Source organism: Bacillus sp. KS1 (assembly GCF_020075515.1).
Taxonomy (GTDB): domain Bacteria; phylum Bacillota; class Bacilli; order Bacillales; family Bacillaceae; genus Bacillus; species Bacillus velezensis.
The window spans coordinates 56,659-69,328 of record NZ_JACAWW010000014.1 but is presented as its reverse complement, the minus strand read 5'-3'; the positions used below and the strand labels follow the sequence as shown (position 1 = coordinate 69,328).

Annotated in this window: 13 protein-coding genes; 3 read left to right on the top strand and 10 right to left on the bottom strand. The window is 48.0% G+C overall.

Features of this window, described 5'->3' with window-relative positions; genetic code table 11:
• Positions 1–112 precede the first annotated feature (112 nt).
• Both mmuM and HWY38_RS07010 read left to right on the top strand, forming a co-directional pair.
• Entirely contained in the window at positions 113–1,060 is a 948-nt protein-coding gene (gene mmuM / locus HWY38_RS07015; RefSeq protein ID WP_224181531.1) for a homocysteine S-methyltransferase, read from the top strand.
• A gap of 113 nt (positions 1,061–1,173) precedes the next feature.
• Positions 1,174–2,577: an amino acid permease gene (locus HWY38_RS07010; RefSeq protein WP_224181530.1), complete on the top strand. Its 1,404-nt coding sequence runs from the start codon at positions 1,174–1,176 to the stop codon at positions 2,575–2,577.
• A gap of 40 nt (positions 2,578–2,617) precedes the next feature.
• On the opposite strand, the gene HWY38_RS07005 is transcribed toward HWY38_RS07010, so the two are convergent.
• Positions 2,618–3,685 (bottom strand): branched-chain amino acid aminotransferase, encoded by a 1,068-nt coding sequence (locus HWY38_RS07005; protein WP_015416722.1) that lies wholly within the window; start codon positions 3,683–3,685, stop codon positions 2,618–2,620.
• Positions 3,686–4,055: 370 nt separating this feature from the next.
• Between HWY38_RS07005 and gltP the strand changes: the two genes are divergently transcribed.
• Positions 4,056–5,306: a glutamate-aspartate/proton symporter GltP gene (gene gltP / locus HWY38_RS07000; RefSeq protein WP_007409006.1), complete on the top strand. Its 1,251-nt coding sequence runs from the start codon at positions 4,056–4,058 to the stop codon at positions 5,304–5,306.
• Between the two features lie 36 nt (positions 5,307–5,342).
• Here the strand turns inward: gltP and HWY38_RS06995 are convergent, their stop codons facing one another.
• The 9 genes from HWY38_RS06995 to HWY38_RS06955 form a co-directional block, all read right to left on the bottom strand.
• Positions 5,343–6,311 (bottom strand): rhodanese-related sulfurtransferase, encoded by a 969-nt coding sequence (locus HWY38_RS06995; RefSeq protein ID WP_007609165.1) that lies wholly within the window; start codon positions 6,309–6,311, stop codon positions 5,343–5,345.
• A gap of 104 nt (positions 6,312–6,415) precedes the next feature.
• Positions 6,416–6,691, bottom strand: a complete 276-nt coding sequence (locus HWY38_RS06990) for a hypothetical protein (RefSeq protein WP_088461494.1) — start codon at positions 6,689–6,691, stop codon at positions 6,416–6,418.
• 42 nt (positions 6,692–6,733) lie between these two features.
• Positions 6,734–7,549, bottom strand: a complete 816-nt coding sequence (locus tag HWY38_RS06985) for a phosphatidylserine decarboxylase (RefSeq protein ID WP_007409003.1) — start codon at positions 7,547–7,549, stop codon at positions 6,734–6,736.
• Positions 7,542–8,030: a DedA family protein gene (locus HWY38_RS06980; RefSeq protein WP_003156711.1), complete on the bottom strand. Its 489-nt coding sequence runs from the start codon at positions 8,028–8,030 to the stop codon at positions 7,542–7,544. The genes HWY38_RS06985 and HWY38_RS06980 overlap by 8 nt, the downstream gene beginning before the upstream one ends.
• A complete protein-coding gene (gene pssA, locus HWY38_RS06975; protein WP_007409002.1) occupies positions 8,021–8,554 on the bottom strand; it encodes a CDP-diacylglycerol--serine O-phosphatidyltransferase in 534 nt (177 codons plus the stop codon). The genes HWY38_RS06980 and pssA overlap by 10 nt, the downstream gene beginning before the upstream one ends.
• A 477-nt stretch (positions 8,555–9,031) precedes the next feature.
• Positions 9,032–10,186, bottom strand: coding sequence for a phosphoribosylglycinamide formyltransferase 2 (gene purT, locus HWY38_RS06970; protein ID WP_130571661.1), 1,155 nt, complete (start codon positions 10,184–10,186; stop codon positions 9,032–9,034).
• 81 nt (positions 10,187–10,267) lie between these two features.
• Positions 10,268–11,338: an iron-containing alcohol dehydrogenase family protein gene (locus tag HWY38_RS06965; RefSeq protein ID WP_224181529.1), complete on the bottom strand. Its 1,071-nt coding sequence runs from the start codon at positions 11,336–11,338 to the stop codon at positions 10,268–10,270.
• A 72-nt stretch (positions 11,339–11,410) separates the two neighbouring features.
• A complete protein-coding gene (locus tag HWY38_RS06960; RefSeq protein ID WP_224181528.1) occupies positions 11,411–11,881 on the bottom strand; it encodes a helix-turn-helix transcriptional regulator in 471 nt (156 codons plus the stop codon).
• A gap of 263 nt (positions 11,882–12,144) precedes the next feature.
• Positions 12,145–12,588, bottom strand: coding sequence for a hypothetical protein (locus tag HWY38_RS06955; protein ID WP_007609154.1), 444 nt, complete (start codon positions 12,586–12,588; stop codon positions 12,145–12,147).
• Positions 12,589–12,670 lie beyond the last annotated feature (82 nt).

Genomic DNA, 12,670 nt, shown 5'->3' with positions numbered 1-12,670 from the left:
AAAGGTGTTCGGGCAGCGTCCTGAACACCTTTTTTCTGCCGGTTCATTGACAAAGAGAATAGCGTCCATTACCCTTTTTATATATTTTCAGTAAAGTCAGAAAGGAAGGCCTATGAATCCCATTACACAAATATTAAATGAATACCCGGTGATGATCATAGACGGCGCGATGGCAACCGAGCTTGAGCGGATGGGCTGTGATTTACATGACGATCTGTGGTCGGCCAAAATTCTTTTGGAGAGGCCGGAACTGATCAAACAGGTGCATGCAGAATATTTTGCCGCCGGCGCTGATTGCGCGATCACCGCCAGTTATCAATCGACAATCGAAGGATTTGCAGCGCGCGGTATCCCTGAAACCGATGCGATACGTCTCATTCAGACATCTGTTGAACTTGCCGCGCAAGCACGCGATGAATTTTGGGCGCATGAAGAAAACCGTTTACACCGGCCCAAACCTTTGGTCGCCGCTTCTATCGGACCTTACGGCGCGAGCCTCGCTGACGGCTCAGAATATCGCGGGCATTACGAAGTGACGGAGGATGAGCTGATCAGCTTTCACCGCCCCCGGATGAAAGCCCTCATAGAATCCGGCGCCGATCTTTTGGCCTGTGAGACCATTCCGTGCCTGTCAGAAGCAAAAGCGATCACAAGGCTGCTGGAGGAATTCCCCGGCACTTATGCATGGATCAGCTTCAGCGCCAAAGACGGACGGCATATCAGCGAAGGCACGCCTATTTCCGAATGCGCGGCCCTGCTCGGCTCCGGCAGCCAAATCGCAGCGATCGGCATCAACTGCACACCGATCGAACATATTCCGCAGCTGGTACAAGAAATCAAACGGGCAACGTCCAAACCGATTATCGCCTATCCGAACTCCGGCGAACAATATGACCCAGTGACAAAAACCTGGAAAGGCGCAGCGTGCGAAAACCATTTCGGAAAAAGCGCGCAAAGCTGGTACGAAAACGGCGTGAGCCTGATCGGAGGCTGCTGCCGGACGAAACCTGCGGACATCCAAGCCATTGCCGATTGGGCCAAGACCTTAAAAACAACTTGACTAATCGGAATAGTTTGTATATTCTATTCAAAAAGCCGGTTCGCCGGAATCTCGTGCCGTTCGCCGGCATGAGATTTTTTATTAAGACGGCCCTCGCAGAAAGTTGGAAAACAATGAACAACAAGAACGAGACGAATTTTCAGAGAAGTATGAAAAGCAGACACCTCTTTATGCTATCACTCGGAGGTGTGATCGGAACGGGGCTGTTTTTAAGCTCTGGGTATACCATTCATCAGGCGGGTCCGGCGGGCACCATTTTCGCTTACCTTTTGGGCGCGGGCATCGTCTATCTTGTCATGCTTTGCCTCGGCGAACTGTCAGTGGCCATGCCGGTGACGGGCGCATTCCACACCTATGCGAAGACCTATATCGGGCCCGCGACGGGCTTTACGGTCGCATGGCTGTACTGGCTGACGTGGGCGGTGGCGCTGGGCTCTGAATTCACGGCGGCCGGGCTTTTCATGCAGCGTTGGTTCCCGCATACTTCAGTTTGGATGTGGAGTGCGGTATTCGCTCTTTTCATCTTTTTATTAAACGCCTTCTCCGTGAAATTTTTTGCTGAATCGGAGTTTTGGTTCTCAAGCATTAAAGTCTTAGCCATCTTACTGTTTATTTTATTGGGCGGAGCGGCGATGTTCGGCCTCGTCCCGATGAAAAGCGGTGAGGCCGCACCTATGCTGTCGAACTTTACGGATGGCGGCAGCCTTTTTCCAAATGGCTTTTTCCCGATACTAATGACGATGCTTTCAGTAAACTTCGCTTTTTCAGGGACGGAATTGATCGGAATCGCCGCAGGAGAAAGCGCCGATCCGGAAAAAACCGTTCCGCGCGCCATTAAGACCACAGTCTGGCGGCTGGCGCTTTTCTTTATCGGAACGATTTTTGTGCTGTCAGGGATGATCTCCATCAAGGAAGCCGGTGTGATTGAAAGCCCGTTTGTCACGGTATTTGACAGAATCGGCGTGCCTTATGCGGCCGATCTGATGAATTTCGTCATTTTAACGGCGCTTCTGTCTGCGGCCAATTCAGGGCTGTACGCGTCATCACGTATGCTGTGGTCCCTGTCTAAAGAAGGGGAGCTTCATCCCGCCTTTGCCAGGCTGACCTCTAAAGGCATTCCTTTTAACGCTCTGATCTTCAGTATGATCGGCGGCATTCTGTCGTTATTGTCAAGCGTATTTGCAGCGGATACAGTCTATCTTGTTCTCGTCTCCGTCTCAGGATTTGCGGTAGTGGCTGTGTGGATGAGCATCGCCGCATCGCAATTTTTGTTCCGAAGACGGTTTCTTACAGAAGGGCACCAGCTTTCAGACTTGAAATACAGGACACCGGGATATCCGGCCGTACCGATAGCGGCCTTTCTCCTATGCCTCGCCTCCTGTATCGGCATCGCTTTTGATCCGAACCAGGCCATCGCCCTTTATTGCGGAATTGCATTTATGGCCGTTTGCTACAGCGCTTATTACTTGAAAAACCGGAAAAGCAGAGCCCGCGTGCAAGCCGTAAAATCCCAATAACCGAAAAAAGAACCCTGCAGCGCAAGGGTTCTTTTTTCATTTATACTTCAACCACCCATCTGAACGAATCCCGCACCTTCCCGACTTGGATGCCGGCAATCGTTTCATAGAGCCTTTCTGACACTTCACCGATCAAACCGTTATTCAGTTCAATTGTTTCTCCGTGAATGTGCAGCGCGCCGACCGGCGAGATGACGGCCGCGGTTCCTGTACCGAATACCTCTGACACCTCGCCTCTCATCGCAGCCTCATAGATATCATCAATGGCGACCTGTTCTTCCCTGACGCGGATGCCCCAGCTTTTTAACAGCTCTATCACAGATGCGCGTGTGATGCCCCCGAGAATGCTTCCGTTTAATGCCGGTGTTACGGCCTCTCCGTTTATGATGAAAAAGATATTCATACTCCCTACCTCTTCGGCATATTTCTTTTCCACCCCGTCAAGCCAAAGCACCTGATCATACCCCAGTTCTTCGGCTTTCCGCTGAGCCTGTAAGCTGGCCGCATAATTTCCGGACGTTTTGACGTCGCCCACTCCGCCGGTGACGGCACGCACATACTCATCCTCCACATAAATACGGATCGGTTTCAGCTGATCGCCGTAATACGAACCGACAGGCGTCAGAACAACCATGAACTTGTAACGCTTTGAAGGCCGGACGCCTAAAGAAGGCTCAGTCGCAATTACAAACGGACGGATATATAAAGAGGTTCCTTTTTCTATCGGTATCCATTCCTGCTCCAGCTCCACCAATTGTATCAATGCTTCCAGCGCCAGCTTCTCGTCAAGAGGCGGCATGCTCATCCGCCGTAACGATTTATTCAGCCGTTTTATATTTTGGTCTGGACGGAACATCAACACCCGGCCGTCTTCTGACCTGTAAGCCTTCAGCCCTTCAAATACGGCCTGCCCGTAATGGAAAACGGATGCGGACGGATCAAGATGGACCGGTTCATAAGGGGTGATTCTCGGATCATGCCACCCTCTCTCCTCTTCGTAATCCATAACAAACATGTAATCTGTGAAGTACTTGCCAAATCCCAATGAAGCGGAATCCGGTTTTTCTTTTCTTGCTGTGACCTTACGTCTTTCAATCAGTTGATTCAACAAAAGCACACCTTTCTTATAATTGTTTAAATTTTCAGTCTTTTCTAGGCTGCATGTTTTTTCTGTCCCGAATCTTGTATGCACAGATATATGAGAATGCAGTTGACCATATCATATCAAATATACCACTTATAAGAGGATAATTATCAAAATTTTTAATATTTTCATCGGAAATCTTTCTTTATTCTTATGCTCCTTCATTTTTTCCAATGAGGACTTTCTGTCATATTGAATGATTGCGCTTACATAATGTAAAACAATCCTTTCTATCGCACAGTCAATAATGTGACAAATTTATGGCGGATAGGAAGGTGGTTGCCGCCTGCTTCACGAATTACGTATGAAATGCGCAAGTAAAAGGGGGATTCGCTTGAAAAAATTTATCGCATTCCAGATTTTGATCGCTTTAGCCATCGGAGCATTGATCGGCCATTTCTTCCCGGATTTCGGGATGGCGCTGCGGCCCGTCGGAGACGGATTTATCCGCCTGATTAAAATGATTGTTGTGCCGATCGTGTTTTCAACCATTGTCATCGGAGCCGCCGGCAGCGGCAGTATGAAAAAAATGGGCAGTCTCGGCATCAAAACGATTATTTGGTTCGAAGTGATTACGACGCTTGTTCTGGCGCTCGGTCTGTTATTGGCGAACGTGCTGAAGCCGGGAGTCGGACTTAACCTTTCTCATCTTGCTAAAAAAGATATTCACGAGCTTTCCGGCTATACGGAAAAAGTTGTCGACCTGAAACAAATGCTTCTTGATATTATCCCCGTTAATATCATTGACGTTATGGCGAAAAACGATCTTCTCGCCGTCATTTTTTTCGCGATTTTATTCGGTGTTGCCGCAGCCGGCATCGGCAAAGCCTCCGCACCTGTCATGAGTTTCTTCGAATCCACGGCAAATATTATGTTCAAGCTGACGCAGATGGTGATGGTCACCGCTCCGATCGGCGTTCTCGCCCTTATGGCCGCCTCCGTCGGGCAATTCGGAATCGCGCTTTTGCTTCCGATGCTGAAGCTGATCGGCACTGTGTTCCTCGGGCTGTTCCTGATACTCTTCGTTCTGTTTCCGATCGTGGGGCTTATCTTTAAAATCAAGTACTTTGAAGTGCTGAAAATGATTTGGGATCTGTTTTTGATCGCTTTCTCCACGACAAGCACAGAAACCATTCTGCCTCAGCTGATGGATCGGATGGAGAAATACGGCTGTCCGAAGCGGGTGGTCTCCTTTGTGGTTCCGTCAGGTTTATCGCTGAACTGTGACGGCTCAAGCCTCTATTTATCGGTGTCCTGTATTTTTCTGGCGCAGGCGTTTCATGTGGAGATGCCGCTTTCTCAGCAGCTTCTGATGATGCTTGTGCTCGTCATGACAAGCAAAGGCATTGCCGCCGTCCCGTCAGGCTCACTCGTCGTGCTTCTGGCGACAGCGAACGCCGTCGGTCTCCCCGCGGAAGGCGTCGCCATCATTGCCGGTGTCGACCGCGTCATGGACATGGCGAGAACCGGCGTCAACGTGCCCGGCCATGCGGTCGCCTGCATCGTCGTGTCCAAGTGGGAAAAAGCATTCAAATATAAAGGACCCGTCACGGCAGACCAGACCGCCCGGACAGAAAGTATGTAAACACAAAAAAGACCACCTCATTGGTGGTCTTTTCTATTAATCAATCGCCGCATGATCCTCTTTTTCAATCAAAGCAAGGCGTTCATTGATTTCTTCCTGAGTCATTTCGTGCTCTTTCACATACATGTTGCGTTCGTTCGTACGGCATTCGTGACTGCAGCTGCGCATGTATTTGTATTCATTCTCAGGTGTGCAGATCATTTTTTTATTACATGCCGGATTTGCGCAGTTCACATAACGCTCGCACGGCTCGCCCGTGAAATAATCTTTTCCGATGATAACGTGCTCTACGCGGTTGACCGGTACGCTGATTCTTTCGTCAAACACGTAGCACTGTCCGTCCCACAGCTGCCCTTTCACTTCAGGATCTTTACCGTAAGTGACGATACCGCCGTCAAGCTGGGACACGTCTTCAAAGCCCTTCTTCAGCAGCCAGCCGGAAAATTTCTCACAGCGTACGCCGCCTGTGCAGTACGTGAGGATTTTTTTGCCTTCAAGCATGTCTTTGTGCTCTTCAATCCAGTCCGGCAGCTCACGGAACGCCTCAATATCAGGTCTGACCGCTCCGCGGAAATGACCGAGGTCATACTCATAGTCGTTTCTGGCGTCGATCACGATCGTGTCAGGATCCTGCATTTGCTCATAAAAGTCTTTCGGTTTCAAATGCTTGCCCGTCGTGACATTCGGATCAACATCATCTTCGAGACGAAGCGTCACCAATTCTTTTTTATGGCGCACAAACATTTTGCGGAATGCATGTCCGTCAGCCTCGTCAATTTTGATCGGCATGTCGGCAAAGCGCGGATCAGCTTTCAGCGCATTCATGTATTGTTCCGTCTGTTCAACCGTTCCGGACACCGTACCGTTAATGCCTTCCTCAGAAATCAAAATACGGCCTAACAGACCGAGCTCCTTACAAAACTTCAAATGCTGAGCCGTGAACTCCTCAGGCTCATCAATCTTTACATATTTATAATAAAGTAAAACTCTATATTGTTTTTCCATGATTTATACACCCTGTTCAATTAAATTAATGATCGCACACTCTACTATATCATACAGGAAAACGGGCGAAAGATGAACATTTCCGTCCGGACTCTTTCTTCCAGTCACGCTTCGCCTTTTAAAACCTGCTGAAAATAAAACCGATACGTGTTGCGCAAAAAGGTCTCAAGCGAAAGGCCGGCCGCGGTCTGATACTTGCCGATAATAAACGGAAAACGGTCACGGCCTTTTGCCCGCAGAAGATCGGCGCTGTCTTCAGCCATTTCTGAGATAAGCGCCTCAACGACAGGCCGGCATGCGTCCCGCACGGCTTCAAGAATTTGCTGATCCCCTGTATGCTGGTACTGCTCTATCAGCTTTGCCAAATCCTTTTCTTCCATAATGTTCACTTCCTTACACCATATAAAAAAGAGGAGCAGCTTTTATAAAGCGGACGCCTCCTCCTGTGACTCCGCATAACCGATGATCTGACCGACCTGTAATTCACGGCCTTCAGTCAGGTTATCCGAAGGGGTAAACATATCTTTCTCGAATACTAAAATAACGGTCGATCCAAATGAAAAATAGCCCAGCTCTTCCCCCGTCTCAAGCCTGTTTCCGGTGTTTGTCTGAACGATCGAGTTAATATTCATCGCACCTACCGGAATCATGAGCATCTGCTGGTCAGCACGGGTCAGCTCGTACACATAACGGTAATTTTTTGAGAGCACATCTTTCCCGTACTTCAATCCCATCGTATTAACGGGATAGGAGCGTTTCCCTAGCTCGGCCAGCTTCTGATACGTGCAGCTGACGGGAGAATGGAAGCGGTGGTAATGTCTCGGGCTCAGATAAAGCACGGCAAAACACCCGCCGTTATACTTGTGATCGGCGCTTTTAAACCCCGTCAGTTCGGCGAACGAATAATCCTTCCCTTTTACCATGAAAGTTTGATTGGGTTTAATCATGCCAACCGTCTGAACGACGCCGTCCACCGGGCTGACGATGGCGTTCTTCTCTTTTGCCACGGGGCGGAGATTCAAATTAATATCACGAATGAAAAATGACGCCAGTGAATCAAAGTCAGAAGCCGTACGTTCCGTTTCATTCCAGTTGATGCGATAGTGTTTGGAAAACAGCGGAATCATCGGCTTGCTCAGTTTCGATTCACAGAAGTTTTTAATGAGATAAGACGTCAATCGATTATTAGTCAGTTCAATCAATGAACGGTAAAGAACTTTAGCGGCAGTATTAAACATTGATTACTCCTATGAATTTTCCTATAGTAATAAAAATAAAACACCATAAAAACGCTCCGATGGCGGCGAAGCATAAGTAGGTTTTGAATTCCATTCTGCCGATTCCGGAAAAGTAGCAGGTCACGTGTCTGATGCCGGGAATGAAATAACCTAAAATAATGGTGTACGGCCCGTACTTCTTCATCCACCTGTCTACTTTCTCCATCCTCTTTTCCTTCAGGCCGACCCATTTTCCGAACTTATTAATAAACGGCCGGCCGGCTTTTCTGCCGATGAAGTAGCTGATAATCATCCCAAGGAGCGCTCCGATAAAGCTGATCAGAATGGAGAGCCCGTAATTCAGCACGTTTAAATGAGCGAAGTAGCCCACAAGCGTCATCATGACTTCATCCGGAATAGGCAATCCGATAATACCGAGTGTCAGCATAAGAAAAATCGCGATATATCCGTAATCGGATATTAATTGCTGAACTAATTCCATCTTCTGCTCTCCAGGTTTTCAGGCGCCTGTTTTTTAAAGTGCGGAAATTTAATGTTGCTGACCATTAAATAACCGAGCGCGATCGTTCCCGCCCCCAGAAGAAAAGCGTTATTGATAAAGCTCAAAATGACAAGACACATACCCGCAAACGGAATCGGCATCCCGATAAACGTCGGCAGCTTGCTTTGTTCAATATTAAATCTGGAAAGACGGATCATCCCGCAGATACTGTAGGAAAGCGCGATTAAAATTCCGATGAACGGAATCGTATATAGTGAAACACTGTAAGCGAGCATTGACGGCGCTACGCCGAACGTCACGAGATCAGCAAAAGAGTCAAGCTCCCTTCCCATCTCCGATACCGCGTTCAGCTTACGGGCGGCCAAACCGTCAAAGAAATCAAGAAACATCCCGGTGAAAATAAAGATCACCGCAGAGTGTATATTATGATACAAAAGGGAATGAATCGATAAGAGCCCGCAAATGAAATTTCCAATTGTAATCATACTAGGTATATAATTCACAGTTTACACAAACCTCCAATTAAAACCATATCAAATCGGACTGCGTATGCATAAAGACTCCATTTTACGGAAACATAAAATGAAATTCTTTCAATGCTATCATTCAAATTCTTTTATTATACAGCATTTGGTGTTATTTGAACAATCTAATCTGGTGATTTTTGTTTTTTCGCCGTTCATATTAAGGTAAGCAATCATGGTTTCCTCTATTCCGGATTGCCCTGCTTAAATATTCCATGCTGCGATCCGGATTGTCCGTTCTTGATGAATGAAAAGCCGTATGATGTATTGTTATTTCCTTCTCCGTGAAATGAGAACATTACATATAACGATTGCGGACATAAAAAGTTTCAATAATTAAAAAGCCGGCACAAAACGGCCTCATACATTATCTCACAACCCCGTTTTCCAGTATATAGTCTGTCCAAACAAAAAAGGCGCCTTACCATTACGGTAAAAACGCCTTTTAAGATCATTTTATGTAATTGATAAATGACTGAGTGCTTCGGCCGCTCTTTCTCTGGCTTCTTCAACGGTCTCAGCTGCAGAAAGCGCAACCGCCATACGGCGTCCTACTTTCGTGACGGGTTTACCGAATACGCGGACCTGAGTGCTTTTTACCGCCAAAGCCTTCTCCAAACCTTCAAGCGCATAATCAGCAAGCTCTTTTGGCGCCTTCAGCGGACGGCTTGCTCCCGGCGACAGCTGAGTGATTTCCGGAATCGGGAATCCCAAGACCGCGCGGACATGCAGCGCAAACTCTGACAAATTTTGCGTCACAAGCGTAACGAGTCCCGTATCGTGCGGACGGGGAGACACCTCGCTGAAATATACTTTATCTTCAGTAAGGAAAAGCTCCACCCCGAACAAACCGTATCCGCCGAGCTCGTCCGTTATGCTTTTCGCAATGTGTTTCGCCTCTTTGATCTGCTGTTCCGTCATATGATGAGGCTGCCATGATTCAATATAGTCACCGTCTTTTTGTTCATGTCCGATCGGCGCGCAAAAGGACGTACCGTTCGCCGCGCGCACTGTCAGAAGCGTGATTTCTGATTCAAACGGAATGAATTCCTCAACGATGACCCGGCCGTTTTTCACCCGGCCGCCTTCCATCGCCATGTCCCAGCAGCTTTTCAGCCCGGAAGCCGAGCGGCACACGCTTTGCCCTTTTCCGGAAGAGCTCATCAGCGGTTTTACCACGCACGGAAAGCCGATTGTTTCCGCCGCTTCTTTAAATTCTTCATATGTATTCGCGAATTCATAGCCGGCAGTCGGAAGATGAAGCGTCTCTGCCGCAAGCCGTCTGATGCCTTCACGGTCCATCGTCAGCTTTGCCGCACGGGCATTCGGAATGACGTGAAAACCTTCTTCCTCAAGCTTCAGCAGCTCATCCGTCGCAATGGCTTCCACTTCCGGCACGATCAAGTCCGGTTTTTCTTTCTCAATGACTTCTCTGACCTGCGCTTTATCAAGCATATCAATCACATAGCTTTTGTGCGCGGCCTGCATGGCGGGAGCATGCTCATAGCTGTCAACGGCTACAGTGACAACCCCGAGCCGCTGCGCTTCAATGACGACTTCTTTCCCCAGCTCGCCTGATCCTAATAACAACATCTTCTTCGCCTGATACATGTCCTTTGGCCCCTCCCTTTCTATACCCCACTCATTATAACGGAAATATTCAAAAAATAAAGACAAGATAGATGACAAGCTCTATCCTGTCTTTTGCGCTGATTCGAGCGATTCAATCGCAGCTGACACGTCCTTTTCGCGATATTGTCCCATTAAGCATAACGATTCTTCCGCCCGGCAGGCGTGAGAAGCAATACAGCGCTTGGCTTCCTCATGATTGTCAAGGATGCCGAGATCACAGAGACTGACGGGGAAACCGAGCCGGCGGTAAAACGGAAGCAGCTCTTCAATCTCAGGTCTCCGATTCTCAAGCGCGAGCTGCACCAATATGCCGTAAGCAACCTTCTGGCCATGCAGCACCTGATGTGTCTCCTGAAGAAAACTGAGTCCGTTGTGGACCGCATGCGCCCCTGCCATCCTGCACAAACGGCCGCCATACCCGCCGACCGTTCCCGCAAGCATAATGATCGTTTCCGCCGTATGGATAAACGGTACGGACAGCTCGCCTTTCTCCATGCTTCCGACGGCCGCTTCACTGTAACGCAATAACAGATTACGGATATATTCCGCCTGTCTCAGCCCCGCCTGCGCCATCAGCGGCGCCGCCTCCTCCGTATTTCTGATGACCGCCTCAGCCTCATACCATTTCGCCAGCGTATCACCGATCCCGCTTTTCATATATTCAATGGGAGAGGAAAGCAAAAACAGCGGATCAACAAGCGTCAAATAGCTTGAACGCTTATGATAATCAACTCTGATAAAATTGCCGCTCTCATCATATATGGCACTCAACGGCGTACTTGCCGCACACGTCCCCGCAATAGAAGGAACCATCACAGCTTCAATATCAAGCCGGTCTGCCGCCGCTTTTGCCAAATCCAAAATCGTGCCGCCTCCGATACCGATGATCACATCCGCGTCTTCCGCCTGCTCACAGACCTTACGCACCGCCTCAGGTGAACAGTATCCTTTATGCTGAATCACATCCCAGGAAGAACCGCCGCTGTAATCGGAGAACGCCTGATAGGATTTGATTCCGGTCACAATAACGGGTTTTCTGAATGTCTCCAGCAGCCCCGGAAGTTCTTTTGCGATTCCTTCCTTGCATATGTACTGATTCGGGCCGCTTCGGACGATATCTTCAGGCTTCATTCGAATCTCTCCTTTGGCTGGAATTTATATATATTTTCCCACTTGTCAGAAAATACATCAACCGGAGGTGCGTCAGCGCTTCGCTTCTTCCACCTCCAAAAACAGCTCATCAAGCCGCTCCAAAGCCTCTGCCTTTTCAAAACTGCTGAACCACAGATCATCATAGGAATCAAGGATGCGGTAATGATGGGAAATCAAATGCTGCTGCAAGCGGAACTCGCCTTTTTTCTCGATGGCTTTCCACCACACCTTGCCGCCCATCGTCTTCCCCTTCGGCCTGTCAATTGTGCGGTGAGCAACCGTTTCAATAACCTCCAGCGGATCATCTCCTAATACGGATTGCAGTGTTTCACTTGATCTGAAAAGCGCGCAAACCGCCACAACGTGCGGCCATTCCGCAAGCGCCCGCCCTTTCTCAATCTGCACCAGCGACTTTTTAGAAAGGCCGATCACATCCGCCATTTTCTCCTGTGTGTAGCCTCTCTCCGACCGGATTTTCTTCAGCTGGACTGAGACAAGCTCAGTCATATAATCTTGATCCATCTCAACCTCCATATTTATCAATATAGCCATTTTACACCGGGGCACGCCTTTTTTATATCAGAACATTTTCAAACGAATCAAAAGAACCCGGGATTGGCTTATCATTGAAGCGATGTACCTTTCCGCATAATCCAGAATGATGCGTTGAATACAAACGTACGCCCGAAGAGACAGGTGCGGGCTCCCTGGCGGTTGAGCTCCGGAGAAAATAAAAAGCTGCCGCAGCAGCAGCAGCTAAAACTTTATAGACCGGAAAATCGGCATTATGAAGCGAATACAATCCATCTTGCACTATAATTGACACGTTTTTTCGAACCCTGATTGACCAATTTAAATCTGTATGAATCTCCTTTTTTCAACGAAGGTGTTTCAAAATAAGTCGTTCCATTTTTCTTTGCATTGGCGGTTTTGATTGTTTTCCAGGCACCTTTGCCGTTGACTTGCTTTTGGACGTATATTTTATACGTGCCCTTCCCTTTACTGTTGGATTTAAAAGTCACGGCTCTCAAGCTGTACTTTTTTGTCGTTTTAGTGAATTTAGGATGATATGTATTGATCACATAGTTAGTGAAATACCCGCTTTTATAAGTGTGAAGCCAGTCTTTAGCCTCTGCTTTTTGCGGAGAAGAAAAACCCATAAAACCAATTCCGCTGATTAAAAGAGTAAAAATAATGATGAGCGACTTAAAAATCTTTTTGCTTTTCATCGAGAAAATCCTTCCTTCCTGTAACTATTTACCCTATTTATGTTAATGACAATATAGCCAATCATAAATCCGTCCAACTAAC

Bases quoted from the DNA above. Each gene is read 5' to 3' on its own strand.
- mmuM (WP_224181531.1), top strand. From the start codon at position 113: ATGAATCCCATTACACAAATATTAAATGAATACCCGGTGATGATCATA.
- HWY38_RS07010 (WP_224181530.1), top strand. From the start codon at position 1,174: ATGAACAACAAGAACGAGACGAATTTTCAGAGAAGTATGAAAAGCAGA.
- HWY38_RS06995 (WP_007609165.1), bottom strand. From the start codon at position 6,311: ATGGAAAAACAATATAGAGTTTTACTTTATTATAAATATGTAAAGATT.
- HWY38_RS06990 (WP_088461494.1), bottom strand. From the start codon at position 6,691: ATGGAAGAAAAGGATTTGGCAAAGCTGATAGAGCAGTACCAGCATACA.
- HWY38_RS06985 (WP_007409003.1), bottom strand. From the start codon at position 7,549: ATGTTTAATACTGCCGCTAAAGTTCTTTACCGTTCATTGATTGAACTG.
- HWY38_RS06980 (WP_003156711.1), bottom strand. From the start codon at position 8,030: ATGGAATTAGTTCAGCAATTAATATCCGATTACGGATATATCGCGATT.
- purT (WP_130571661.1), bottom strand. From the start codon at position 10,186: ATGTATCAGGCGAAGAAGATGTTGTTATTAGGATCAGGCGAGCTGGGG.
- HWY38_RS06965 (WP_224181529.1), bottom strand. From the start codon at position 11,338: ATGAAGCCTGAAGATATCGTCCGAAGCGGCCCGAATCAGTACATATGC.
- HWY38_RS06960 (WP_224181528.1), bottom strand. From the start codon at position 11,881: ATGGATCAAGATTATATGACTGAGCTTGTCTCAGTCCAGCTGAAGAAA.
- HWY38_RS06955 (WP_007609154.1), bottom strand. From the start codon at position 12,588: ATGAAAAGCAAAAAGATTTTTAAGTCGCTCATCATTATTTTTACTCTT.